The sequence below is a fragment of the Bacillus sp. FSL R5-0286 genome, assembly GCF_038593245.1.
In the GTDB taxonomy this organism is placed as follows: domain Bacteria; phylum Bacillota; class Bacilli; order Bacillales; family Bacillaceae; genus Bacillus; species Bacillus altitudinis.
The window spans coordinates 1,101,286-1,125,834 of the sequence record NZ_CP151977.1 but is presented as its reverse complement, the minus strand read 5'-3'; the positions used below and the strand labels follow the sequence as shown (position 1 = coordinate 1,125,834).

At 42.1% G+C, this 24,549-nt stretch carries 20 protein-coding genes and 1 riboswitch; of the genes, 9 read left to right on the top strand and 11 right to left on the bottom strand.

From position 1 onward, the window contains the following. Positions 1-102: 102 nt before the first annotated feature. The 3 genes from NST24_RS05605 (at position 103) to NST24_RS05595 (ending at position 1,344) form a co-directional block, all read left to right on the top strand. The gene (locus NST24_RS05605) at positions 103-915 is read left to right on the top strand and encodes a Cof-type HAD-IIB family hydrolase (RefSeq protein WP_008348537.1); all 813 of its coding nucleotides are present in this window, start codon (positions 103-105) and stop codon (positions 913-915) included. Positions 916-1,003: 88 nt separating this feature from the next. Further along, positions 1,004-1,156 (top strand): hypothetical protein, encoded by a 153-nt coding sequence (locus NST24_RS05600; RefSeq protein WP_008348539.1) that lies wholly within the window; start codon positions 1,004-1,006, stop codon positions 1,154-1,156. Then, a complete protein-coding gene (locus NST24_RS05595; RefSeq protein ID WP_008348541.1) occupies positions 1,153-1,344 on the top strand; it encodes a DUF3813 domain-containing protein in 192 nt (63 codons plus the stop codon). Before NST24_RS05600 ends, NST24_RS05595 begins: the two co-directional genes overlap by 4 nt. Before the next feature lie 40 nt (positions 1,345-1,384). Here NST24_RS05595 and NST24_RS05590 read toward each other — a convergent pair whose 3' ends face one another. Then, on the bottom strand, positions 1,385-1,840 hold the full coding sequence (locus NST24_RS05590; RefSeq protein WP_008348542.1) for a BsuPI-related putative proteinase inhibitor: 456 nt from the start codon (positions 1,838-1,840) through the stop codon (positions 1,385-1,387). A gap of 14 nt (positions 1,841-1,854) precedes the next feature. Continuing rightward, entirely contained in the window at positions 1,855-2,697 is an 843-nt protein-coding gene (locus NST24_RS05585) for a YitT family protein (protein WP_007499067.1), read from the bottom strand. 141 nt (positions 2,698-2,838) lie between these two features. Between NST24_RS05585 and NST24_RS05580 the strand changes: the two genes are divergently transcribed. Then, positions 2,839-3,696: a DegV family protein gene (locus tag NST24_RS05580; RefSeq protein ID WP_008348544.1), complete on the top strand. Its 858-nt coding sequence runs from the start codon at positions 2,839-2,841 to the stop codon at positions 3,694-3,696. 41 nt (positions 3,697-3,737) lie between these two features. Here NST24_RS05580 and NST24_RS05575 read toward each other — a convergent pair whose 3' ends face one another. The 3 genes from NST24_RS05575 to NST24_RS05565 all read right to left on the bottom strand — a co-directional run bounded on the left by NST24_RS05575 (position 3,738) and on the right by NST24_RS05565 (position 7,563). Further along, positions 3,738-5,387: a methyl-accepting chemotaxis protein gene (locus NST24_RS05575; protein ID WP_342462431.1), complete on the bottom strand. Its 1,650-nt coding sequence runs from the start codon at positions 5,385-5,387 to the stop codon at positions 3,738-3,740. Then, complete coding sequence (locus NST24_RS05570) at positions 5,384-6,361, bottom strand: BMP family ABC transporter substrate-binding protein (protein WP_039167385.1); 978 nt, start codon at positions 6,359-6,361, stop codon at positions 5,384-5,386. Before NST24_RS05570 ends, NST24_RS05575 begins: the two co-directional genes overlap by 4 nt. Before the next feature lie 353 nt (positions 6,362-6,714). Next, on the bottom strand, positions 6,715-7,563 hold the full coding sequence (locus tag NST24_RS05565) for a S1 RNA-binding domain-containing protein (protein WP_024720045.1): 849 nt from the start codon (positions 7,561-7,563) through the stop codon (positions 6,715-6,717). 226 nt (positions 7,564-7,789) lie between these two features. Here NST24_RS05565 and NST24_RS05560 point away from each other — a divergent pair, with 226 nt between their 5' ends. From NST24_RS05560 to NST24_RS05540, 5 genes are all read left to right on the top strand, one after another. Then, positions 7,790-8,281 carry a YajQ family cyclic di-GMP-binding protein gene (locus NST24_RS05560; RefSeq protein WP_342462430.1) on the top strand — a complete coding sequence of 164 codons (492 nt, stop codon included), beginning with the start codon at positions 7,790-7,792 and terminating at the stop codon, positions 8,279-8,281. Positions 8,282-8,362: 81 nt separating this feature from the next. After that, positions 8,363-8,481, top strand: a riboswitch (SAM riboswitch). Positions 8,482-8,558: 77 nt separating this feature from the next. Beyond that, positions 8,559-10,400, top strand: a complete 1,842-nt coding sequence (locus tag NST24_RS05555; RefSeq protein WP_008348554.1) for a bifunctional homocysteine S-methyltransferase/methylenetetrahydrofolate reductase — start codon at positions 8,559-8,561, stop codon at positions 10,398-10,400. Then, a complete protein-coding gene (gene metH, locus NST24_RS05550) occupies positions 10,384-13,812 on the top strand; it encodes a methionine synthase (protein WP_342462429.1) in 3,429 nt (1,142 codons plus the stop codon). Before NST24_RS05555 ends, metH begins: the two co-directional genes overlap by 17 nt. Before the next feature lie 117 nt (positions 13,813-13,929). Then, entirely contained in the window at positions 13,930-14,865 is a 936-nt protein-coding gene (locus NST24_RS05545) for an anti protein (protein WP_268381763.1), read from the top strand. Between the two features lie 159 nt (positions 14,866-15,024). Continuing rightward, entirely contained in the window at positions 15,025-15,882 is an 858-nt protein-coding gene (locus NST24_RS05540) for a GNAT family N-acetyltransferase (RefSeq protein ID WP_342462428.1), read from the top strand. A gap of 45 nt (positions 15,883-15,927) precedes the next feature. Here NST24_RS05540 and NST24_RS05535 read toward each other — a convergent pair whose 3' ends face one another. Genes NST24_RS05535 through NST24_RS05510 form a run of 6 tightly spaced genes read right to left on the bottom strand, consistent with a single transcriptional unit; the run spans position 15,928 to position 24,238 of the window. Further along, positions 15,928-17,742: an IucA/IucC family siderophore biosynthesis protein gene (locus NST24_RS05535; RefSeq protein ID WP_035700240.1), complete on the bottom strand. Its 1,815-nt coding sequence runs from the start codon at positions 17,740-17,742 to the stop codon at positions 15,928-15,930. Between the two features lie 13 nt (positions 17,743-17,755). Further along, positions 17,756-19,105, bottom strand: coding sequence for a lysine N(6)-hydroxylase/L-ornithine N(5)-oxygenase family protein (locus tag NST24_RS05530; RefSeq protein WP_039167398.1), 1,350 nt, complete (start codon positions 19,103-19,105; stop codon positions 17,756-17,758). Then, the gene (locus NST24_RS05525; protein ID WP_342462427.1) at positions 19,080-19,634 is read right to left on the bottom strand and encodes a GNAT family N-acetyltransferase; all 555 of its coding nucleotides are present in this window, start codon (positions 19,632-19,634) and stop codon (positions 19,080-19,082) included. The genes NST24_RS05530 and NST24_RS05525 overlap by 26 nt, the downstream gene beginning before the upstream one ends. Next, the gene (locus tag NST24_RS05520) at positions 19,631-21,412 is read right to left on the bottom strand and encodes an IucA/IucC family protein (RefSeq protein WP_326112636.1); all 1,782 of its coding nucleotides are present in this window, start codon (positions 21,410-21,412) and stop codon (positions 19,631-19,633) included. The genes NST24_RS05525 and NST24_RS05520 overlap by 4 nt, the downstream gene beginning before the upstream one ends. Next, positions 21,409-22,905 carry an aspartate aminotransferase family protein gene (locus NST24_RS05515; protein ID WP_342462426.1) on the bottom strand — a complete coding sequence of 499 codons (1,497 nt, stop codon included), beginning with the start codon at positions 22,903-22,905 and terminating at the stop codon, positions 21,409-21,411. The genes NST24_RS05520 and NST24_RS05515 overlap by 4 nt, the downstream gene beginning before the upstream one ends. Then, complete coding sequence (locus NST24_RS05510) at positions 22,892-24,238, bottom strand: aspartate aminotransferase family protein (protein WP_008348573.1); 1,347 nt, start codon at positions 24,236-24,238, stop codon at positions 22,892-22,894. Before NST24_RS05510 ends, NST24_RS05515 begins: the two co-directional genes overlap by 14 nt. Positions 24,239-24,549 lie beyond the last annotated feature (311 nt).

Here is a 24,549-nt window from a genome sequence, read left to right as displayed (position 1 = left end):
TTTATTTTAACATGTAGACAACGAAGATGTGATAAAGATACACTATAGGTGGAGGCACCCGCACCAGCTGCCTCCTATTACTTACAGATCAAAGGAGATTTTATGGAGACTAAACCTTATCTAATCGCACTTGACCTGGATGGCACGTTATTAAAAGACGATAAAACGATTTCTGCACACACACTTGATGTCATTCAAAAAGTGAAAGACAGCGGGCATCATGTCTGTATTTCAACTGGCCGGCCATTTCGTTCCAGCTCTCCTTATTATCAGCAATTGCAGCTCGATTCACCGATTGTGAACTTTAATGGAGCGTTTGTCCATCATCCTCTTGATGAAAAATGGGGCAGATTTCACACATCACTTGATCTTCAAGTCGTGAAACAGCTTGTGGATATTAGTGAGGAATATAAAGTACACAATGTGTTAGCTGAAGTGCTAGACGATTTGTATTTCCATTATCATGATGAAAAGCTCATTGATATATTTAATATGAATGCAAACAAAGTGACCGTTGGAGACCTTCGGAACAATCTTGGAGAGAATGTCACAAGCGTCTTAATTCACGCAAAAGAAGAAGACGTCGGAGCGATTCGGAGCTATTTGACAGATGTTCATGCAGAAGTGATTGACCACAGACGCTGGGCTGCTCCGTGGCATGTCATTGAAATCATTAAAACAGGTATGAACAAAGCCGTTGGACTGCAAAAGATCAGTGATTATTACGGTGTACCTCAGGAGCGGATTGTGGCATTCGGAGATGAAGACAATGATTTAGAGATGCTTGAATTTGCTGGATGCGGGGTTGCGATGGGCAACGGAATTGATGCAGTGAAACGCGTCTCTAATGAAGTGACAGATACGAATGAACAAGATGGGATTGCAAAATTCCTAACGAATTACTTCTCGCTTTAATTTTTCCATTCATACATAGCAGGTCGAAGCGGGCATACTACCGTTAGACAGGTTGTCCTGTCAGCTTGTGTAAAGGGGCGGATTCCGAATGGGTAAAAGAAGCAAATCGAAACGCTTTATACAACAAGGTAAAGATTCAGTCAGTCTACATGACGCACGTTTTCCGTATCGTTCCACACTTGAAGAAGCTGCGGAGGACAGGGGAAATATGAAGACTGATGCTTCTGGAGGTTCATTGTGAGAAACGAACTTTTTGATCAAGCCAAATCATTTACTGAAGAAGCCCTTACTTCTTCATTTCCATCTGGTTTAGAGCGTCAACAAGCAGTTCAGCGAGCTAAAAACGCCGTATCATCTGCATTTGCTAATTCGACAGATGCAGAAAGAAACCAGCTGCATACGTTCCAAGACCTGCTTGATGATCTTTAACGAAAAAAGCTGTCCGCTTTGTGGACAGCTTTTCTTATGCTTATTTCACTTGGAACGTTTTCTTCTCAGTGATTTGCTTTAGCCCTTCTGCTTTTCCTTTAAATGTGACGACCGCTTCATACGTTCCCGGCTCCACACCGTTTGACCACGTATCTTGGAAGTCATATGTTTCATCTGCTTTCAGCACAAAGGATTGGATGGCTTGTGTGAACATACGGTCTTTCGAGTAACGGTATTTTTCATTTCCGTCTTCATCGTACACACTCAATTCGAATTTTTGGCTTGTGTTAAACGTGAATTCAATATCTCGATCTGATTCATTTTTTAGTGACATATGAAATTGAACCGAAGAACCTTTTTGGACGGGGTCTACTGTGAGTACAACGGTTTTTTCTCCCATTTGACCGGATACCTCCTTGTCTGGTTCATCCTTTTTTTGTTGTCCACAAGCTGTTAAAACCAATAGAACGAGAAAAAGCACTAACCCTTTTTTCATCTTCTCCCCACCTTTTAATCTCGTCTGAAAAATCCAAGAATATTGGTTGTTTGAACAATATTTGTAAAGGCTTTTGGATCGACTTCCTTTATAATTTGTTCAAGTTCATACAGCTCATACCTTGTAATGACAATGACCATCATTTCTTTTTGTTCATTGGTAAATGCCCCTTTTGCCGGAACAGTCGTAATCCCTCTGACCATTTTTCCATAAATGGCTTCTTTGATTTCATCTGCTTTCTTTGTCACAATCATGGCAGTCAGCTTTTCATGTCTCGTATGGATGGCATCAATTACTCTAGTCGTCACATATAATGTGACAAGGGTATATAAAGCTTTCTCCCAACCTTGTAACAATCCTGCTGTAAAAATGATAATTCCGTTTAAAATGAAGAAATACGTGCCCACTGGTTTGTCTTTCCATTTCGCTAAAATCATCGCAATAATGTCAAGGCCGCCTGTAGATGCCCCATATTTCAGTGTAATCCCAATGCCAAGTGCAGAAATGACTCCGCCAAATACAGCATTTAATAAAATATCTTCAGAAACACTTGTCTCTGGTAAAATGCCGAGGAAAATCGTTGTCAGTGCCACACTAATAATGCTATACAAAGTAAAGGAACGACCAACCTTCATCCAGCCTAAAATGCCGACCGGAATGTTTAAAATAAATAATAGGATCCCTGTTGATAAATAAAACGGTGCATATTGATCGATTAAACTAGATAACAGCTGAGCAACCCCTGTAAAACCACTTGCATATACGTCAGCAGGGATTAAAAATAAATTCAGCCCAATCGCATTAAGTAAGGCACCAATGACGACGACGATGAATTTTTTTGCTTCTCCAATGAACATGTTGTCATTCCTCCACTTACCATTCTCTCTATGGTTTTCCCTAAAATTTAGAATTTGAACACGAAAAAATGATTTTCTATGATATAGTTAGGCTAAAAAGATGTAAAATATGGTTGATTTTTTTAGAAAGAAGGGATTTTGATGACTGTTCATATCATAGCAGACAGTGCTGCTGATCTGCCTCTTTCTTATTATGATGAACAAAACATGACACTCATTCCGCTGCGTGTGTTACTCGGCGAGCAGGAATTTGAGGATTTGATCACCATTGAACCAAAACAAGTATTTGATGCGATGAGACAAGGTGCAAGTCCAAAAACATCACAAGCTTCACCGAACCGGATCAAAGAAGCCTTTGTTTCAGCAGCCCAAACCCATACATCGGCTATTTATGTTGCCTTTTCATCAGAGCTTTCAGGTACATACCAAACCGCTGTGATGATGGCAAACGAAGTGAAGGAAGAATACCCTGATTTCGATTTACGAATCATTGATTCTAAATGTGCTTCACTTGGTTATGGACTAGCTGTCAAACACGCTCAATCACTTGCCATTGACGGAAATACAATACAAGAAATTGAAACGTCTGTAAAGCATTTTTGTGAATCTTTACAACATATTTTTACTGTAGACGATTTATCGTATTTAGCAAGAGGCGGAAGAATCAGTAAAGCGTCCGCATTTGTTGGCGGATTGTTAAGTATTAAACCCATTTTACACGTTGAGGATGGAAAACTGATACCCCTTGAAAAAATTCGTGGCCGTAAAAAATTGTTGAAACGCATTATCGAGCTAATGAAAGAACGCGGATCTGACTGGTCTAGTCAAACTGTTGGCATTAGTCATGGAGATGACCCTGCACTTGCAGAAGAAATGAGACAATTAATCGAAGCGGAATTTCACCCAAAAGAAATCGACATCCAGGTCATCGGCGCGGCTGTTGGGTCCCACTCAGGCCCTAGCACACTTGCCATCTTCTTTACAGGCAGCCCATCATAAAAAGCACCCTTCCCTGAAACATCACGGGAAGGGTGCTTTTCTTATGATAGCTTAAATCGGTGAACGGTTTCGTTTAACCTTGCTGTCATACTCATCAGTTCTTCTACTTGTTTGTTCATTTGATGGAAAGATTGCAGTTGTTCGTTTGCCGAGGCAGAAATTTCTTCGCTGCCCGCTGCCGTTTCTTCTACAACGGCACTAATATTTTCAATCGAGTGCAGCACTTGTCCGCCAAGCTCTGTTGATTGAATAATTTGGTCATTTAAGACCGCCATTTCTTGCTTAATATGTTGTGCTTTTGTTTCTATATCTTCAAAGGAGTGTGAGGTTTTGTCCATTGCATCTTGCTGCTGAAGTGATAGCTTGACCCCTTCTTGTACAGTTTGGCTAATGGATTGAATGCCTTTTTCAATATGACTCACCATGTCAAAAATTTGTCTTGTTGCACGAGACGATTCATCTGCCAGCTTACGAATTTCGTCCGCTACGACGGCAAACCCTTTGCCAGCTTCTCCTGCTCTTGCCGCTTCAATCGCCGCATTGAGCGAGAGGAGGTTTGTCTGGTCCGCAATATCAGAAACCGTTTTGGCCATTGCGGAGATTCCGCTTGCGTACTGAGTGAATTCTCCTGCAGACTCTTCAATTTGTCTCGTCGCACGTGTATTTTTTTCAATGGCTGCTTTTGTTTCTGTTAACGTGTTCTTTCCGCTTTCCACCGCTTCAATGGCATCCTCTGTACTACGGATGACTGTATGTGATCTTTCGGAATTCTTACGGCCATGTGAATCCATTTTCTCAATCAAACTAACGCCATGCTGAAGGTCTTCTGAAATCGCTTGTGAACCATTCGCCATTTCGTCTGTCGATACAGACACTTGATTGGCTGATTCCATAAGCTTTTTGTTTTCATCATCTAGCTGAATCGAGAATGATTCCACTTGACTTGAGACATGACTGATTTCTTGAATCAAGCTAATCAGCTGATCCGTCATTTGATTGAACGACTCATTTAATCCGCCGATTTCATCTTTCCGCTTGATGTTCATCCGCTCCACAGCGAGGTTTCCTTCGGCAATCTGTTTTGCCCGGTAAGAAAGGGATTTGATTGGCGTCACAATGGATCTCGTTAAACCAATATTTAAAAAGACGGCGATGACAATCAGCGTGAGGGCTGCGACAGATGCGCTTGTGATGATCCTTTGCACATTGTCTGCCGCCTCCTCTAAATGGTATTCATACGCTTCTTGTGCTCTTTTATTCATCGTATGCACGTCGTTTAAAACACCGTCAATTCTGGCAGCTACTCGTCTGGCATCAGAGGCATTTTTTTCACCAATGGCATTGTTTGCTTCTTGCGTCCATGTGTCAAACTTTGAATTTAACCGTGTGAGGGCTTCTTTGTTCATATTTCCTGCGTTTTTGTTTAACGTTTGCAGCTGTTTTTTCGCTGTCGATATATCGCTTTGAACGACCTCTAGCTGTTCATCTGAAAGGGTCATGGAATAATTGGTCATGGCTTGTTCGACACTTTCAAAGCTGGCCTTCGTTTTTTGTACGTTCAGTAAGGTTTGAACTTCTGTTTCGCTTGATGACTGAATCTTTGTCATGCTCACAATAATAAAGGCAATTACGCCAACCGCTAAAAGAAGTGAAATGAGTGAGTTGAGCAAAATTTTGATGCGTAAGCTCATGATGCTGCCCCCTCTTCTTTCAGAAGTGTCTGCTTCAGTCCATTTAATTTTTTGGTCAATTTCTCAGCATCTTTGAGCACCCGGATTCTTGCCATATCGATTCCGTCATTACTTAAGTCATATACGATATGCCCGCTTTTGATTTTGCTGCTTTTGACGAGCTGTTCGCTGAATTGATAGACGACTTCATCTACTTTTTTGACCATAGACGAAATAACGGCTTTTTCAGCTGTATAATACTGATCGCTGTCCACGCCGATTGCATATTTACCTTGCGTTTGCGCTTCTTTTAATACACCAACACCCGTATAACCGGCTGCGGCATATAAAACATCTGCTTTCTTTTTGATCATGTCTTTCGCTATTTTACTGCCTTTACCTGCATCACTAAATGTGCCAGCATACGTGGATACGACCTTGATTTTCGGATTCACAGATTTTGCGCCTTTTTGATAGCCTTGTTCAAATCGGTGGATCACCTCTGCATCGACTCCGCCCACAAAACCAATGACATCACTTTTTGTTGTCATGGCAGCAAGAGCTCCCGCTAGATAGCTGCCCTGCTCTTCTTTAAAAGTCACTGATGTGACATTTTTCAGTTCAGACACAGCATCAATGAGTAAAAATTGCTTTTTCGGATATTTTTTCGCTACCTTTTCTAAGTCTTCTTGCATACTGAAACCTACACCGATGATCAGGTCATTTCCATCTTTCACAAGCTCGGTCAGCCCTTTTTCATATGTATCGGTTTCTGCAATTTCTCTATAATCGAATTCAATGCCAAGCTCATCACGTGCTTTTTCTAATCCTTTAAATGATGAATCGTTAAATGATTGATCACCAAGACCATCATCCGTCAGCATGACACCAATATGCTTCGCATTTGATACCGGGGGTCCTCCCTGCTGATTGCTGCATGAGGCGAGTACCATGATCATAGCTGCCATCAGAAGTAATGAAATCTTCACTTTCATCCAAAAACACACTCCTTTTATCATCCTTACCCCTTATTTATCGGATTTGAGAGGCATTGTTTCAATGATAAAGTGAAGGATTTTCAGCTTTTTTCATGACTTTTTTCACTGAAAAAAACCATTATTTATCACAAAAATAAAAAAAGTGAGCAAATGCTCACTTCAGATTGTTGACAAAGGGCTAAAATGAACTTGATTTTAGCCCTTTGTCTTCTTTTCAGCGTGATAGAAAACCTTTGCAGTCTAGGAAGGACGAGCACTGGCACGGAGCGAATTTGACATTCGTGAGTACCAGCGCGCAGGACTGACAAAGAATGCGAGGGTTTGTCTACACGCTGAAAGTGAGCAAATGCTCACTTTTTCTCGTATGTCCATCCTTCTTTTTGGTAAACAAGATCATTTTTCATCAGATGACCTAATGCTCGTTTGAAGGCTGCTTTGCTCATTTGAAATCTTTCCCGGATATCTTCTGGATCACTTTTATCCCCGTAAGGCATTGCACCGTTTCTCGTTCTCATGTAAGTTAAAATTTCTTCTGCATCGACAGATAATGCATCCTGTTTTCTAGGAAGCAGAGAAACGTTCACGGTTCCGTCCTCTTTCACTGCAATGACGCGTCCTGTCACGGTCGATCCTAATCTAGGCTCTTCCTTTCGTTCCGTGCGGTGGATAAATCCACGCACGCCTGTATCTGTCAGCATAAAAGAACCTGTCGCAATTAAGCGATAAATCGTTCCCGTCATTTCTTTGTTCATTAACGTTTCTGGCGCCTCAGTAAATAATTCACTGATCACATCTTCAGTGGCTGGTTTTGCGAACATTCTCCCGTAACTTGTCACTTTGAGCATACAGTATAGTTTGTCGCCTTTTTTCGGCCACGCTTCCTCAAAAGGCGGGAGGTGTTCAGTTGCAACAAGTGCATCCTTTGACAAACCTATATCGACAAAAGCACCCATATCTTCTACAACATCTACGACTTCTACCCAGTCGTATGTATGTGCATTGATTTTAGGAATTTTCATTGTCGCTGCCAGTCTTTCTTCATGATCTACATATAAGTAGACCTCTACTTCATCACGATCTCCAATATCCTCTGTCATCTCACTGCGATGTAGGAGAACAGAATCTTCGCCATCTGTTAAAAAGTAGCCGTATTCCATCTCGTTATCTATTTGCAAGGTCAGTTGCTCACCTGGTCTCATGTTCTCTTCCTTCCTATCTGCCCTTAAAAGAGCGTTCGTTCATCTTTTGATTCACTTTATTCTACTATACTTCTGTCATCATGAACATCTCTAGTTCTGTTAGCTAAAGTGGACAAACTGTACTTGAATTATACCGCATATATCTGATCTCTCTTCGATAAAGTTTCTTCTTCCCCTATGGGCATGATAAAATAGACGCAATATCTATAGTTGGAGGTCATATGTGATGGCAAAAGAAAGTTCATTTGATATTGTATCGAAGGTGGAGCTGCCAGAAGTGCAAAACGCCATTCAAGCAGCACTGAAAGAAATTAAAAACCGTTATGATTTTAAAGGAAGTAAAAGTGATATTTCACTAGAAAAAGAAGAACTCGTTCTCATTTCTGATGATGACTTCAAGCTGGAGCAGCTAAAGGATGTCCTTGTGACAAAACTGATTAAACGAAACGTACCGACTAAAAACATTGACTATGGAAAAACAGAACATGCCCTAGGTGGAACCGTTCGCCAGCGTGCAAAGCTGATTAGCGGGATTGATAAGGACAATGCCAAAAAGATCAATGCCTTGATCAAACAATCTGGTTTAAAAGTAAAGTCGCAATTTCAGGATGACCAAGTGCGTGTGACAGGAAAAAATAAAGATGATTTACAAGAAGTGATGACACTCATGCGCAAGGCAGATTTACCGATTGACGTCCAATTTATAAATTTTCGATAAATTTCAAATTTTCCATTGATTATTTCCGATTTTTTCGATACAGTTGATGGAAGTTCAATTCATTGACATGTTCATATCGCTTTCTTATCAAGAGAGGCAGAGGGACTGGCCCTGTGAAGCCTCAGCAACCGGTGTAGTAGAAATCTATTTTCTATGACCAAGGTGCTAAATCCAGCAAGCAACTGCTTGGAAGATAAGGAGAAGAATTTCAATACAGCCAAAAGTCTTCTTCTTATCAGAAGGCTTTTTTTGTTACATAGAAATAAGGAGGAAACCAATGGGCCTATTACAAGACTTACAAAATCGCGTACTGATTGCTGATGGAGCAATGGGAACACTTTTATACTCTTATGGCATTGACCGCTGCTTTGAAGAATTAAATTTATCGAAAGAAGATGAAGTCAAAAGAGTGCACGAAGCATATGTGCAAGCTGGAGCGGACATTATTCAAACGAACACATACGGTGCGAATTATATTAAACTATCCCGCTACGGTTTAGAAGAAGAAACAAAACGCATCAACACAAAAGCTGTACAAATTGCCAAAGCAGCCGCTGGCTCAGCTTATGTCCTTGGAACGATCGGCGGGATTCGAACATTTAACAAAAATGCCTACTCTTTAGACGAGATTAAACGGAGCTTTAGAGAACAGCTCTATATCCTTTTAAATGAAGAGCCTGATGGATTACTGCTTGAAACATATTACGATATTGAAGAAGCAAAAGCCGTTCTTGAGATTGCTCGCAAAGAAACTGCGCTTCCGATTGTCATGAACGTCTCCATGCATGAGCAAGGTGTATTACAGGACGGTACACCGCTAAAAGACGGTTTATCTGAATTATCCTCACTTGGCGCTGATGTCGTCGGCATTAACTGCCGATTAGGCCCTTATCATATGATTCAGGCACTTGAAGGCGTTCCACTTTTGCAAAATTCGCATTTATCTGTCTATCCAAACAGCAGTCTCCCCTCCCTTGAAGAAGGCAGACTCGTCTATGATACAGATAATGATTATTTCCGAAAAAGTGCACTTGAGTTTAGAAATCAGGGCGCACGAATCATTGGAGGCTGCTGCGGAACAACCCCTCAGCATATAAGCGCCATGGCTGAGGCGGTCAAAGATTTAGCACCTATCACCGAAAAAGAAGTGAAAGTATTAAAAGAAGAAATCATTTCCATCCAAGATCAACGGACAGAACCAGGTCTTGACGAGCTTGCTGTGAAAAAACGTTCGATTATCGTCGAGCTGGACCCGCCGAAGAAGCTGAACTTTGAAAAATTCCTCGTCGCAGCGAACGAATTAAAAAGTGCAGGCATTGATGCCCTCACACTGGCCGATAACTCTCTAGCTACCCCGCGTATTAGCAATGTGGCATGCGGCGCTTTATTAAAACAGCAGCTTGATATGCGTTCACTTGTCCATATCACATGTCGTGATCGCAATTTGATTGGACTCCAATCCCACTTAATGGGACTGGACACGCTTGGACTAACCGATATTTTAGCCATCACAGGCGATCCGTCTAAAATTGGAGACTTCCCAGGTGCGACATCTGTGTATGATTTAACCTCCTTTGATTTGATCCGTCTGATCAAACAATTTAACGAGGGACTATCTTTCTCCGGGAAGCCGCTCGGGAAAAAGACTAATTTTTCTGTGGCTGGTGCGTTTAATCCAAATGTCCGTCATATTGATAAAGCGGTCAAACGCCTCGAGAAGAAAATTGAATACGGTGCCGATTATTTTATTTCACAACCTGTTTACTCTGAGGAACAGCTTGTGAAGATTCATGAAGAAAGCCGACATTTGGATAAACCGATTTACATCGGTATTATGCCGCTAACAAGCAGCCGAAATGCTGAGTTTATTCATCATGAAATTCCCGGCATTAAATTGTCTGACTCGATTCGTGAGATTATGGCCAAGGCAGGCGAAGATAAAGAAAAGCAGCGGACAGAAGGGTTAGCGATTGCCCGCTCTTTATTAGATACAGCCTGCGAATTGTTTAATGGTATCTATTTAATTACCCCTTTCCTTCGATCAGATTTAACAGCAGAACTGACAACTTACATCCATCAGAAAGAAAAGGAGCCAAACATCCATGCCAACTATCACTGAACAGCTCAAAAAACGCATCCTCGTCCTTGACGGTGCAATGGGCACAATGATTCAAAACGCCGATCTCACAGCAGAGGATTTCGGCGGAGAAGAGTATGAAGGCTGTAACGAATATTTGAACGTCACAGCCCCTCATATGATCTCCACGATTCACCGGCAATATCTTGAAGCAAGTGCAGATTTAATCGAAACAAATACATTCGGCGCGACGAAGCTCGTTCTCGATGAATATGGACTTGGCCATCTCGCCTATGAATTGAACGTAAAAGCAGCTCAGTTGGCAAAGCGTGAAGCAGACCGTTTGTCGACACCAGACTGGCCCCGCTTTGTTGTAGGCGCAATGGGACCCACTACAAAAACATTATCCGTGACAGGCGGCACAACGTTTGAAGAGCTCGTTGCAAATTACGAAGAACAAGCCCGCGCCCTGATTGATGGGAAATGTGATGCTCTTCTTTTAGAAACGAGTCAAGACATGCTGAATGTCAAAGCTGGATTTAAAGGTATTCAAGAAGCCTTTCACGCGACCGGTATTGAGCTGCCACTGATGGTGTCAGGGACGATTGAACCAATGGGCACCACCCTTGCCGGTCAAGATATTGAAGCCTTTTATATCTCACTTGAGCATATGAAACCAATCAGCGTCGGACTAAACTGTGCAACTGGTCCAGAATTTATGACAGACCATATCCGTACACTCTCCTCCATCTCAAAGTCGGCTGTCAGCTGCTATCCAAACGCTGGTCTCCCTGATGAAGAAGGGCAATATCACGAATCCCCTGCTTCGCTTGCTAAAAAAATTGCCGCTTTTGCAAAAGAAGGCTGGTTAAATATCGTCGGTGGCTGCTGCGGTACAACGCCTGCACATATTCAGGCATTGTCAGATGAAGTACGTTCGCTTCAGCCCCGCAGCATGTCGCATGAGTCATCACCGCATACCGTATCAGGCATCGAGCCCCTCATTTATGAAGAAGCGATGCGCCCCCTCTTTGTTGGTGAGCGCACAAATGTCATTGGTTCACGCAAATTCAAACGGCTCATCGCAGAACAAAAGTTTGAAGAGGCAGCAGAAATTGCTCGTGCTCAAGTGAAAAATGGCGCTCACGTCATTGATGTGTGTCTAGCAGACCCTGATCGTGATGAGATAGCAGACATGGAAGGCTTTTTAAAAGAAGCCATGAAAAAAGTGAAAGCTCCTTTTGTCATTGATTCAACCGATAAACATGTCATCGAAAAAGCACTCATGTATTCTCAAGGAAAAGCCATTATTAATTCTATTAATTTAGAGGATGGAGAAGAGCGCTTTGAAGAGATTCTTCCGCTTGTCAAGCTATATGGCGGCGCACTTGTTGTTGGAACAATCGATGAGACAGGGATGGCCGTCACAGCAGATCGAAAACTTGAGATTGCCGTAAGATCCCATGACCTGCTCACGAAAAAATATGGAATCCCTGCGAGTGATATCATTTTTGACCCGCTTGTCTTTCCAGTAGGTACTGGAGACGAACAGTATATTGGTGCTGCTGAAGAGACGATTAAAGGCATTGAGCGAATCAAAGCAGCACTGCCTGAATGTCTCACCATTTTAGGCATTAGTAACGTGTCTTTCGGACTCCCGCCAGTTGGCAGAGAAATATTGAATGCCGTTTATTTGTATCACTGCGTAAAAGCAGGGCTTGATTATGCGATCGTGAATACTGAAAAGCTTGAACGCTTCGCTTCAATTCCAAAGGAAGAAATCAAGCTGGCTGAAACTTTACTTTATGAAACAAATGATCAAACCCTTGCTGAGTTTACCCAATTTTATCGCGGGAAAAAGAAAACAGAGAAGAAACCAAAGATCTCCTTATCACTTGATGAAAGGCTGGCACTCTATGTCGTCGAAGGGACGAAAGAAGGCCTGATTGATGATTTGGCCCTTGCTTTGGAGAAATTTGAATCACCTCTTCATGTCATCAATGGACCATTAATGCAGGGAATGTCAGAGGTTGGGCGCCTTTTTAATCAAAACGAATTGATTGTAGCTGAAGTCCTCCAATCCGCTGAGGTCATGAAAGCATCTGTTTCATACCTTGAGCAATTTATGGAGAAAAAGGACGCAAGCGGCAAAGGGAAGATTCTCCTCGCCACCGTCAAAGGCGATGTCCATGATATAGGGAAAAACCTGGTCGACATCATTTTGAGCAATAATGGCTTTCACGTCGTCGATCTCGGAATTAAAGTAACCCCACAAACATTGATTGAAGCGGTGCAAAAAGAAAAGCCAGATATGATTGGATTATCAGGTTTACTTGTCAAATCAGCACAGCAAATGGTCTTGACCGCTCAAGATTTACAAAAAGCAAACATCTCTGTTCCCATTTTGGTGGGCGGCGCGGCGCTTTCCCGGAAGTTTACGAAGATGAAAATTTCGCCTCAATATGATGGCCCCGTCCTTTACGCCAAAGATGCAATGGACGGCCTGTCTTTAGCGAATGAATTAAGAGCGAACCCTCTTCAATTTCAAACAAAACCCTTAGAGGATCAAGAAACACTCCATAAGGAAAAAGAAACAACGCAGCCAAAAGCTGTGATTGAATTACTAGAAAAACGCGCGACACTTCCTGAGGCAGCGATTTTCACGCCAGAAAATACGAAACGCCATTATGTACGGGATATTGATTTGCACCACATTATGCCCTATGTCAATGAGCAAATGCTGATCGGCCATCATCTCGGCTTAAAAGGAAAGGTCAAAAAGCTCTTGGCTGAACAGCATCCAAAAGCATTGGAGTTAAAACAGCTGATCACAGATCTTCTTCAAGAAGGCAGAGAGAAAAACTGGTTTGCACCTGCATTCGTCTATCAATTCTTCCCTGCCAGTTCAAATGGGAATGACCTGCATATCTATGATCCAGAAGCGCCTGACCGCGTCATTGAGACATTCCAATTTCCAAGACAGGAAAAACTTCCGTACCGGTCTATTTCTGATTATGTGCGGAAAAGCGGAGAGAACGAGAAAGATTATATCGCCTTATTTGCAGTGACGGCTGGTGCCCGCATACGAGAGGTTGCGCAGCAATTTAAACAAGAGGGTGACTATTTAAAAATGCATGCGGTCCAAGCTTTAGCACTTGAGCTTGCAGAAGGATTGGCTGAACGAACGCACCAAGTAATTCGTGATAAATGGGGATTCCCAGACCCAGTCGATTTCACGATGGAGAAACGGTTCCAAGCCAAATATCAAGGTCAGCGCTATTCCTTTGGCTATCCAGCGTGCCCTAATCTAGAAGACCAAGAAAAACTATTCCACCTGCTGCAGCCAGAAAAAATCGGGATTCATCTCACAGAAGGGTTTATGATGGAGCCCGAAGCATCCGTTTCAGCCATTGTCGTTTCTCATCCTGAAGCTCGATATTTTAACGTTCACTAAAAAAACCTCCTGAATTGGAGGTTCTTTTTATAAATAAAAATGGAATAAATATGAAAAATTACGTTTATTTACCGATATTATAAATGAAAGTCATTTACTTAAAAGGAGATGTTTGTCATGTTCAAAAAGAAGATCGGGGTTTTATTGCTTACAGGCCTCTTTATCGCTGGCCCGCTTTTCCAATCACCTGCTCAAGCGAGTGAAACTTCTACGAAACAAACAACATATTATACAGAAGAATTGGAGCATCTGTATCCAGACAGTGATTATGCAAACAATGATACGATGGAAAAAGCTCAGTTCTTACAGCACTCTCTTCATCTAAACAAGACCTATTTATATCACGAAGGTAGTATCTCTTCTATGAATGACATTGATTTTTACCGGTTCACCAGCTCTAAATTTGATGGAGCAGATGGCCGCTTTTCTATCAAACTCGTCAATGTGAAAGCTGGAAATGATTTCGATCTTTATCTTTACAATCAGAGCGGGTCACTCGTGTCTTCCTCTGTGCGGACAAACAACCAAAATGAAATCATCCATATGCCGAAAATTGCCGCAAGCACTGACTACTATTTAGCCGTCAAACCAAAGCAATTATTAAATGAAGAGGACAACATGTATCGTATTGTCTTTGATAAAAGTATTGAAAAAGGCACAACCAAACGATATGGATCACCTGCCACATTGAATAGTTTCAATGAAGCCGGATCTCCCAATTCTTCATTTGATTTAAGCAGCTTGCCGCAGGATGCCGTTGTCACTGGCCTGTCATTAGAAGCTGAAAAAGGCAGTACAAATGCATATAATTATGTATTCACTGTCTCTTCCTTAAAAGGCGGAACAGTGAACGTACCTTGGAACGGTCAAAAAGTTGACATCTCTTCTTATAAAACAAGTCAAGTGCCAGCAAAAGACCGCTTTTTTGTTTCTTTTAATGCAACCGAGGTTCCTCAATTGATCGGTGGACGGTTAATCAAAGTAGGCGTTGTCTCAATTAAAAACTTACAGCTCACCTTTGAATATGAATACAACCGTGACCTCAATTATTAAACTAGACAAAAGGAAAAGGGAGCACCGAAGCGCAGGATTGACACCGAATGCGAGGGTTTGTCTACACGCTGAAGGAAAAGGTATCCCCTTTTCCTTTTTCTTATGCGTTCTTATGGTACGATACATATAGAGAAATCAGCTAAGAAGGAGTTGCGTGTATTGGCAAACGTTATACAACGAACTTTAACCCTTGATGACATACCAGACCTTGTCGCATTGTCAAAAGAGGTCGACTGGCCTGATTACAATGCGGAAGAGCTCACATCTCTTTTAACAAATGGACATTTTACCGGTTTTACAACAACTGACGGACAAGTCATTTCATGCGCTGGACTTTTTCAGTATGACAGTGTGGCATCAATTGGGGCGGTCATTGTATCTAAGACACATCGAGGCCTCGGTCTTGCCCGTCAAATGATTGACACACTGCTTCGTCATAGTGATCCAAGTGTCCCTGTCGTTTTAACGGCTACTGTACAAGGACAGCCAGTTTATGAAAAAATCGGCTTTCAGACAGCCGGTTATATTCATACATACAAAGCACAAAAAACAAATCCTAGTGCGCTTCACCCGTCACATCAGATTCATCTTTTTCCCGCTGATCAAACGCACCTCCCGTCTATTGAAAGGCTGGATGAAAAAGGCGCAGGGACCAATCGATCAAACTTCTTAATAAAGCGAATGGAGCGAGCAACATTTAAACTGATCGCAAAGGATGAACACCACGAAATCACCGGCTTCGCATTTGGTGTGGAAACACCAGCTAATCTGATGATTGGCCCGCTTGCAGCAAACGATGAACAAACGGCGCTATCACTCATTCAATCACTTCTCACGTCTTATTCTGGCGCCTTTCGTTTAGATATGCAGGAAGAAACAGCTGAACGCCTGCATGCATCACTTGTAGAAGCAGGATTTACAAAAACAAACGTCGCACATTTTATGATGATTCGCGGGAACGAAAAGCAGAACGATCCGGCGCTTCTCTATTTTCTGGCCTCACAAGCATTTTCTTAAAAAATCAAAAAGCTGTAGACAGAAGTTGTCTACAGCTTTTCTTTTTTATTTTTCGCCTACGGATGAGAGAACTTGAGCGAGTGCATTTGTGACCTTGCCATGCTCTGATGCATGCGGCCGGTCATCTCCGTCTCCATAGCCGTAATCAATCATGCGATTACGGTTTAAGCAAAGCTTTGTCAGCTGAGGCTGGAATAGATCAAATAAAGCAAAACGATCTTTTAGCTGTGGAAATTGCTTTTGATACTGCTGAATTTCTTCTGCAAGCAAGCGCCAAAGCGTCGTTTCATCTAACAGATTGTGATTGTCTAACACATTTGACACGTAACGAAGATTGCAAATAAACAGGCCCGTAAAAATAAATTGTACAAGACCCTCAGGCGGCTCACTACGCAGCACTTCCTTTAGATCTTCTTCTAATGAAGCCAATTCAGGCAGCGGCTGATCACTAATGTTCACATCATCAACAAAATCTTTGATCGCCAAACGATGCGGCTTGTGATCTTTTAATACAAGAATAGTATTTTGTCCGTGTGGTGAAAACACCGTGCCATATTGATACATAAAGTGGAGAAGCGGTGGCATGACAACGTGGAAGAATGACGCCATCCATTCTTTTGCTGACAGACCCGATTTTTCAATGAGCTGCTTCAGATAAGGCTCGCCTTCATGATCTTCATACGTCAGTGCCGCCAACGTAACAGGGCTCTCCCCTTCATCTAAATACGTATAAATGCTTTCTCTAAAAATGACCCCAAGCATTTCAAGGTATTGATACGGCGCACCAGGTAGCTTGCTGTAATAAGGATGATCAACATTGATACTCGCATTCTCACCTGGTAAAATGACGCGGCATACATCGGATAAAAAGGCGTCTTGATCGGCGATACCTTTAATATGTGCTGTAATACGAGGAGCAATCACCGTACGTTCTGATGGGAGTCCCCGGTACACTAGCGTATTTAAAATACTCATTGGCAGTTTAATATGATGCTTGCCTTTATTTGAGATGTTTGTAAAAGTTCTGATCGATTGCTGTGGAATATATTGATCCAGCCCTTCTCCTAAATACACAATACGGCGCATGGCTAAATCTTCAGGGAAATGCTGGATGATCATATGCGTCCACTGCCATTTATGAACAGGCATCATATAATAATCAGCCGCATTCAGCCCTTCATCCTTTAACACACGTTGGAATTGACGAATCGTGACTTCGTCTAATTCTTTGGCAATGATGTGCTCATAGTTCTCATGATCGACCGCATGGAAAGTCGCAAGTTCTCGGTGAACAGCAATCCAAGACAGCTGCACACATTCCTGCCTTTCAGGTGCATAGGCTAAGTAATCATCGTAGCTGAATCCAATACGCCCTTTGTTATAGACGATCCACGGATGACCAGTCATCTCGCCCTCAATCCATGCATAATCTGTATCTGTTAGCTCATCTGCACGAAGTGCTTTTTTCGACAGCAAATGAACATCCGCTAACAAGGTATGGTGAAGCTCTTTGATCAGATGACCAGTTGTTTCAGAAGACATTGGGATGATTGGCTGAATGTCTAGTAAAAACACAATGGCACTAACATCCTTTGTCCATGTTCCGTCTTGACAGCACTCGATCGATTCAGCAATCGTATCAAAACTATCAAACAAACGAGGTTTTGCGAGATAACGATATTTCTTCTGTTCGTGAATGATTAATTCATATTGGGCGATGCCATCCTGATGATTTAGCTGAACGGGATGAAGCATATCCTCATACATATATTCGGACAGCATTTTTGCCACCATTCGCTGGTTTGCTTTTTTCCAAGCAGCAGGATTGACCGCTTTTTTCAATTCATCTTGTACACTCATCGGTTCATCCTCCTTACCCTTTGATTTCTTCAAATGTATTTGCGTGTTTATGTGTACCGAATGTCTGGAAAACATGCTTTTGATAAAGTGGATACACAGGTCGACGAGCCAGTTCATTGATAATGACACTGTTTCGGTACGCCCCTAGCCCTAAATCTGGTGCGCCTACTCCATGTGTATGAAGCTCTGCATTTTGTACAAAAATATCATTCTCACCTAATGTGTTTGTTTTCAATCGATATTCACGTTCAACCTGGAAGCGTCCTTGATGATCCCACTGAATATGATGGGAAATCGGATCAATAAATGGCGGTAATACAGATTGATAGCCCGTTGCCAAGACGACAATGTCTGTCTCATGCGTAAAGGATTCCTCTTTGACCCATTGATTGCATGAAAGCGATAAGCCGTCCCTCGTTTCCTCAATCAAATTGACTTCCGTCATCGCCTGCAGCACGGTGTTCAGCTGCTCTCCGCAAGCAGAACGTTCATAAAGCAAGTGATAAATATCTCGGATCATCGCTGAGCTGATGCCTTTATACAGCAAATCTTGCTGCTTTAATAACGCATCTTTTTTAGGCTGAGGAAGCTCATAAAAGAAATCAATATAGTCTGGAGAGAAATACTCAAGACCCAAATTTGAATATTCCATTGGGAAAAACCCTTTAGAGCGTGTAAACCAATGAATATCCTTCGCCTCATCGTCTGATAAAATGTCATAGAATACTTCTGCTGCACTTTGACCAGAACCGATGACCGTCACGGATTTTCCTTTAAAACAGCCTTCTTTCTTTCGTTTCAAGTAATCAGCAGAATGAAACACCCGATCCCCTAAAGCTGGCTGAAGAGATGCTGGTACCGCAGGCTGTGTACCGATACCTAAAACAAGATGCTTACTTTCAAACACCTCTACCGTTTGATCTTTCACATGACGGACATGCACTTCATATCGTTTTTCTCCAGCTTTTTCAACGATGGAGACAGATTCGACATTCATGCCAAATCGGCAAGAATCTAATTGATCCGCGACCCAGCGGCAATAATGGCTATATTCCTTGCGCGGGATATGGAAGTCTTCTAGAAAGTAAAATGAATACAAACGGTTTTGTTCCTGCAAATAGTTGAGAAAGCTATATTTACTTTTCACATCTGCCATACTGACAAGATCCGCTAAAAAGGGGACTTGAAGTGTTGTCCCTTCAATGAGCATACCTGGATGCCAGTGGAACGCTTCACTTCTTTCAAAAAACAAAGCGTCAATTTCGTCTACTTCTTCAGATAATGCAGCAAGCCCTAGGTTAAATGGTCCAATGCCAATCCCAATGACATCCACTACATTATTTTGCTTGTTGAACCGCGTCATGGTTATACTTCCTTTCAAATGGATCTCGATGACAAAACATCAAAAGACCTGTTTTATCTGGTAAAGTGACTGGTTTCACACGTTCGAATCCACACTTTTCAAAGACATGAATCATTTTTTCGTTCCGAATATCTGGCTCAGCCACGATTTTTTCTGTTCGTTTGTTCTGCTCAAACTGAAATGCTGTCATGGCTTGAAGCAGCGGAGCCGCAAATCCTTTCCCTACATAATCTGGCTCTCCAATTAACAGGTGAATGCCTTGATCATGCGGAGAAGGCTGATAGTACGATTCAATGATATCCCCTTTCACATTGTATGCTTCAAAATAGCTCATCGGCGTGCCATCAATGGTTCCTAAATAAAGGGTTTGATGCGGATCATGAATGGCCTGATAAAAGTGCTTTTCAAAAGCAGGAAATGGAATATTCAAATGCCAAAATGGGTGGACATACTCTTCTTGCATCCACTTGTGGACAAGCTGGACGTCCCGTTCATATTCAGCGCAAATGAACCCAATTCGATGCCTCATCCAATCAGCGCCTCCTTATGTAAAAAGAGCGGATTCAACACAGACGTGTACCTGGATTGAGTTTCTAAAGAACCCGTCAGCTCATCCATATCTTCAAACCGCGTGAGTAAGTTCGCTTTTGAAGGCAGCTCCTGTGACCGGAGAAGACTGTTCGTCAGCTCAGATGCACCATATGTCTCTTCATGCGCAAGCAGTGTGTCTCTAATAAGGGCTAATAAATCTTCTTCTTTTGCAAGCCCCTCTGTACCAAAACCATTCACAAGACCAAACAAATGATTAAAGAAGAAATAGTAACGCAGTCTCTCAACCGCTACATCGTCTGCACAAATGGTTTCACTTCTGACGCTTAAGTTTTGAACAAGCTTCGCAAGCTGATCCTTTTTCGATTCGCTATAATAGTAGCCTTGGTTGTCACGATAATAGAATGTGTGCGGATATCCATTCTTTAGCTGTACGACAGCATTTTGCTGATGGGCTTCAAGGGCAAGTCCATACGTTTCAAACAGCCAAAGCATCGGCTCTAACGCAATCGATAAATATTGTGTGAACCAATCACGGCTAACATCTTCTGTTGATCTGCCTTCAGCGTCTGCTAATTCATGGATAATGCCTGAAAGCCTTGATTTTCCTCCGTATGCATGATCCTGACATAGCCCTGCAATTAAGCTTGCCCCTTTTTCATGATGCAAAAATGGATTTTGACGAATGACGACTTCAAAGCCAGATTCCGCCTCATCCCCTTGAATAGATAGATACGCAGGATCTTCAATCACACGGAATCCAGAGAATTTGTCATATAAAGAAACGCCTAATTCTGTTTTTAAGATACGAGACATCTCAACTCCACGATCAAGTTCCTTTTGTTTGTTAACGCGTAAAGAGTTTGTGATCTTTACAGGGACAGAGAATTTAAGCATGTACGCAGAGTCTTTTTGATAGACCGTTCTAAAGGAAGATGTCGCTGTGTATTCAGATCCTAGCGGCCCTAAATACGTCAGCATCCCGTCCTCTATATAACGCTTGACGAACGCTTTCTCCATGACCACTTGGACTTGTAGCGGATGAATCGGAATCAGGACATATTCACCGCCTTCTGTTAACGTCGTCAGTCTCTCTTTTTCTTCTGGCATCTGGCGCATGAGCTCCTCAAACATGAGATTTGCCGCAGATTGTGAAAGAGAAGAATCCTGAAGCACAATTGACGGATGTGCTTTAAAGTAATGAAGCTGGAAAGAGCCTTTCAGCTCAGGAGAATAAATAGCTTCCTCCTCTTCTGTCATTCCTTGTCTGCTTTTTGGTGTAGGATGCGTTAAATGCCCAAGAAGAAGTGACTGCTCCGCTTCAATATATTCAAAATCAGCTGAAGAAAGAGCCGCTCGATCACTTTCTCTCTCTCTGATGAATCGTTCAATATTCCGGCAGCTTAAAATGATGCGAAGCATGAACTCATCCTCTGCATCTGTGCGGCCATATTCAATGAGAAGTTCCTTTGAACATAAAGCAACAAGTGTGGTGTAATCGATGATCGTTCCCTGTTGCTCACTGCCTTGCGGGCGAAAGCGAACGGGAAAATCAAAGAGATGACGGCCTACAGGCGAAAAATATCGAATCGGAATGACAAGCTCAAGATCTTGTTTTGCTAATGCTGCTACAAATACAAGTGAGCCGTCTGCTTTTGTCTCTTTCTTTGCAGATCGATCAATTCCTGTTTCACGTAAAAAACAGTTTAAAAAGCTTTGCATAGTTGCATTTTCAGCCATTTGTTTATATTGACTCAACGTAGTACCCTCCCGGATTGAATATGAGCGATCCCGATATCAACAATGTCAGAAAGGATTTCCTCAATATGTGTAATAGTCGTTCTCGGATTTAACAAAGTGAATTTTAAGCAAGTTTGACCATCGGCTACTGTTTTTGCTACGACAGCCGTTCCAGTTTGGAAAAGTGTGCGATGAATGATTTTATTGATGTCCTCTGCTTGATGATCATCTATAAAACGAAACACGACTGCATTGATTTCTGGATCAGGATTGATCACCTCAAGATGCTCATTTTTCTCAATCAACGTAGCCACATCTTTCGCAAAATGGATGGTATGGTCAATGATACTTGCAAATCCTTCTTCTCCAATCATACGCAGAGAGAGAAGGAGTTTTAGCGCATCAAATCGGCGCGTCGTCTGAACAGATTTATTCACGAGATGCAGAATGCCTTCCAGTTCATCTTCCTTTGGATTGAGATAATCTGCGTGGTAATCAATCAAACCAAAATGTCTTTTATCCTTTAGTAAAAATGCCCCGCAGGAGATCGGCTGATAAAATTGCTTATGAAAGTCAATCGTGATCGAATCAGCCAGCTCGATGCCATCTAATTTTCCTTGGAAGGTTTTGCTTAATACAAGCGCTCCTCCATAGGCAGCATCTGCATGAATCCACAAACCGAAAGGCTTCACCATGTCATATATGTCATGTACAGGATCAATACTGCCAAAATCAGTTGTCCCGCAAGTCGCCACGACTGCAAATGGAAGCAAATCCTGCTCTTTAAGCTCTATAAGCTTCTTCTGCAAATCATGCAGGTCCATTCGGTGATGTTCGTCCGTCTCAACTAACACAACAGCCTGTTCACCTAAACCTAGCTGAGATGCTGATTTTTTCACAGTGAAGTGGGCATTCTTGGAGCAAAGAATCCGCATACGGTTTGCCTCGCTCGGCAACCCTTTCTGCTGTACATTCCATTGCCAAGTGTTTTCACAAAATGCATCTCTTGCTAAAAGCAGTCCCATGTAGTTAGATTGGGTTCCACCACTCGTAAAGGTCCCATCTGCTCGTTCTCCATAAGAAAATTTTTCACATAACCACTTGAGGATTTCCTCCTCAACCAAAGATGCAATGCCGCTTTGATCAAAGGAATCCATTGATTGGTTAAAGGAACTTACGATCACCTCTGCTGCCAGAGCAGGGATAAGAGGTGGGCAATGCAAATGTGCCAGGCATTTAGGATGTGACACATCAACTAAATGCGGTAAAAGGTGATTTTTTATATCTTGAAAAACAGACTCAATGGATTCACCAGCCGGTTGAATCTGGAATAACGATTCGACATGAGCCGCTAATTTCCCAGGCAATATTCCGCTATACGGTCCTCTGCTTGTTTGCCACTCTGCCAGTAAGCTGTCGATGGATGTGTAGAGAGCCGCTTGGAAGGACTCCCTCCCAAGCTGGCTTTGTTGAATAAATAATGAATCGACAGATGGTTTAGTTGACTGCATCGTAAACGGCCTCTTTAAAAATCGTGATGACTTTTTCAAGCTGTTCTTCTGTCATGATCAAAGGCGGTAAGAATCGAATCACACTTCCAAAACGGCCTCCTGTCTCCACAATTAAGCCTTTATCAAAACAATTCTTTTGAATGAGACTGGCTAGCTCTGGATTTGCTGGATAACTGCCGTCCACATCCTGTTTCTCATCTGGATTCACAACTTCAACACCAATCATTAATCCTCTTCCTCGCACATCACCGAGAGCAGGCACTTGTTTTTGAATGTCTTTTAGATTGGCCTGCATACGCTGACCAAGTGCTTCTACATGATCAAGCAGATTGGTTTCTTTTATAAATTTAAGCGTAGCAGTTCCAGCTGCCATCGCCATTTGATTTCCTCTAAACGTGCCAATGTGTGCACCTGGATTCCATTGATCTAAGTCTTTGTCATAAATCACAACGGATAGCGGAAGGCTTCCCCCAATTGCTTTTGATAACACAATGACATCTGGCACAATACCAGCATGTTCAAAGGCAAACATCTTACCAGTTCGACCGATGCCTGATTGAACCTCATCAATAATAAGTGGAATTCCTTTTTCTTTTGTGATTCGTCTCATTTCTTGTATCCATTCAATTGATGCCGGGATGGAGCCGCCCTCCCCTTGCACCGCTTCAAAGATCATGCCTGCTGGCGGGAGAATTCCACTCTCAGGGTCATTTAATACACGCTCAATATAAGAGCTGGAAATGCGATGTGAATCTTTACCGCCAATTCCAAATGGGCAGCGGTATTCATATGGATAAGGCAGGAAGTGAACATCTGGCATTAATCCTTGTACTTTTTCTTTTGGCGATAAGTTACCGCTTAATGACATCGTGCCATGTGTAGCACCATGATATGCTCCGTGGAATGATAGAATGGAACGATTTCCCGTCGCTGTCTTGACTAATTTAATTGCTGCTTCTATAGCATCACCACCAGTTGGTCCACAAAATTGAATTTTTGCTCTTTTTGCAAACTCTTCTGGCAAGTGAGAAAAAATCTCATTCACAAATTCTTCTTTAATCTCTGAAGTGATGTCCAGCGTATGCAACGGTCTTTTTTCATGAAGCATACGTTCAATAGCATCTATAACAACCGGGTGATTGTGACCAAGGGCAAGTGTTCCTGCACCTGCTAGGCAGTCATAAAATTCTCTACCATCTGCATCTGTCACGATCATACCTTCGGCTTTTTGCATGGCTAATGGGAACCGTCTCGGGTAAGACCTTGCATTAGATTCTCTTTGACTTTGTTGCTCTAAAAATTGCTGATTTTTAGAAACGGTTTTGATGGACATAATAAAACACTCCTCCAATTGATAAAGATTATCATTTTCATTTACTAGCCTAGAGGATGTAAGATACGAAAGTCAATTGTATTCAAAAAGATGATTCTAAAAGCATATGAATGCTATATTCTCTTTTTAACGAGTAATTTCGTGTATTTTTTACAAACATCTACAGCCATAAGGGCGATGTAACGTTTGAGTATGAAAAATATTGAAAAAAAATTACAAAACAATTCTCCTGGTTCTTTTGCTCTATGCGTTGTAGCTTCCCTGTTTGATACGGGACGGCCGAATGAAATGAATGCAGTATAACAAAAAAT

Bases quoted from the DNA above. Each gene is read 5' to 3' on its own strand.
- NST24_RS05560 (WP_342462430.1), top strand. From the start codon at position 7,790: ATGGCAAAAGAAAGTTCATTTGATATTGTATCGAAGGTGGAGCTGCCA.
- metH (WP_342462429.1), top strand. From the start codon at position 10,384: ATGCCAACTATCACTGAACAGCTCAAAAAACGCATCCTCGTCCTTGAC.
- NST24_RS05590 (WP_008348542.1), bottom strand. From the start codon at position 1,840: ATGAAAAAAGGGTTAGTGCTTTTTCTCGTTCTATTGGTTTTAACAGCT.
- NST24_RS05555 (WP_008348554.1), top strand. From the start codon at position 8,559: ATGGGCCTATTACAAGACTTACAAAATCGCGTACTGATTGCTGATGGA.
- NST24_RS05545 (WP_268381763.1), top strand. From the start codon at position 13,930: ATGTTCAAAAAGAAGATCGGGGTTTTATTGCTTACAGGCCTCTTTATC.
- NST24_RS05535 (WP_035700240.1), bottom strand. From the start codon at position 17,742: ATGAGTGTACAAGATGAATTGAAAAAAGCGGTCAATCCTGCTGCTTGG.
- NST24_RS05585 (WP_007499067.1), bottom strand. From the start codon at position 2,697: ATGTTCATTGGAGAAGCAAAAAAATTCATCGTCGTCGTCATTGGTGCC.
- NST24_RS05605 (WP_008348537.1), top strand. From the start codon at position 103: ATGGAGACTAAACCTTATCTAATCGCACTTGACCTGGATGGCACGTTA.
- NST24_RS05570 (WP_039167385.1), bottom strand. From the start codon at position 6,361: ATGAAAGTGAAGATTTCATTACTTCTGATGGCAGCTATGATCATGGTA.
- NST24_RS05530 (WP_039167398.1), bottom strand. From the start codon at position 19,105: ATGACGCGGTTCAACAAGCAAAATAATGTAGTGGATGTCATTGGGATT.
- NST24_RS05575 (WP_342462431.1), bottom strand. From the start codon at position 5,387: ATGAGCTTACGCATCAAAATTTTGCTCAACTCACTCATTTCACTTCTT.
- NST24_RS05600 (WP_008348539.1), top strand. From the start codon at position 1,004: ATGGGTAAAAGAAGCAAATCGAAACGCTTTATACAACAAGGTAAAGAT.
- NST24_RS05580 (WP_008348544.1), top strand. From the start codon at position 2,839: ATGACTGTTCATATCATAGCAGACAGTGCTGCTGATCTGCCTCTTTCT.
- NST24_RS05565 (WP_024720045.1), bottom strand. From the start codon at position 7,563: ATGAGACCAGGTGAGCAACTGACCTTGCAAATAGATAACGAGATGGAA.
- NST24_RS05515 (WP_342462426.1), bottom strand. From the start codon at position 22,905: ATGCAGTCAACTAAACCATCTGTCGATTCATTATTTATTCAACAAAGC.
- NST24_RS05510 (WP_008348573.1), bottom strand. From the start codon at position 24,238: ATGTCCATCAAAACCGTTTCTAAAAATCAGCAATTTTTAGAGCAACAA.
- NST24_RS05525 (WP_342462427.1), bottom strand. From the start codon at position 19,634: ATGAGGCATCGAATTGGGTTCATTTGCGCTGAATATGAACGGGACGTC.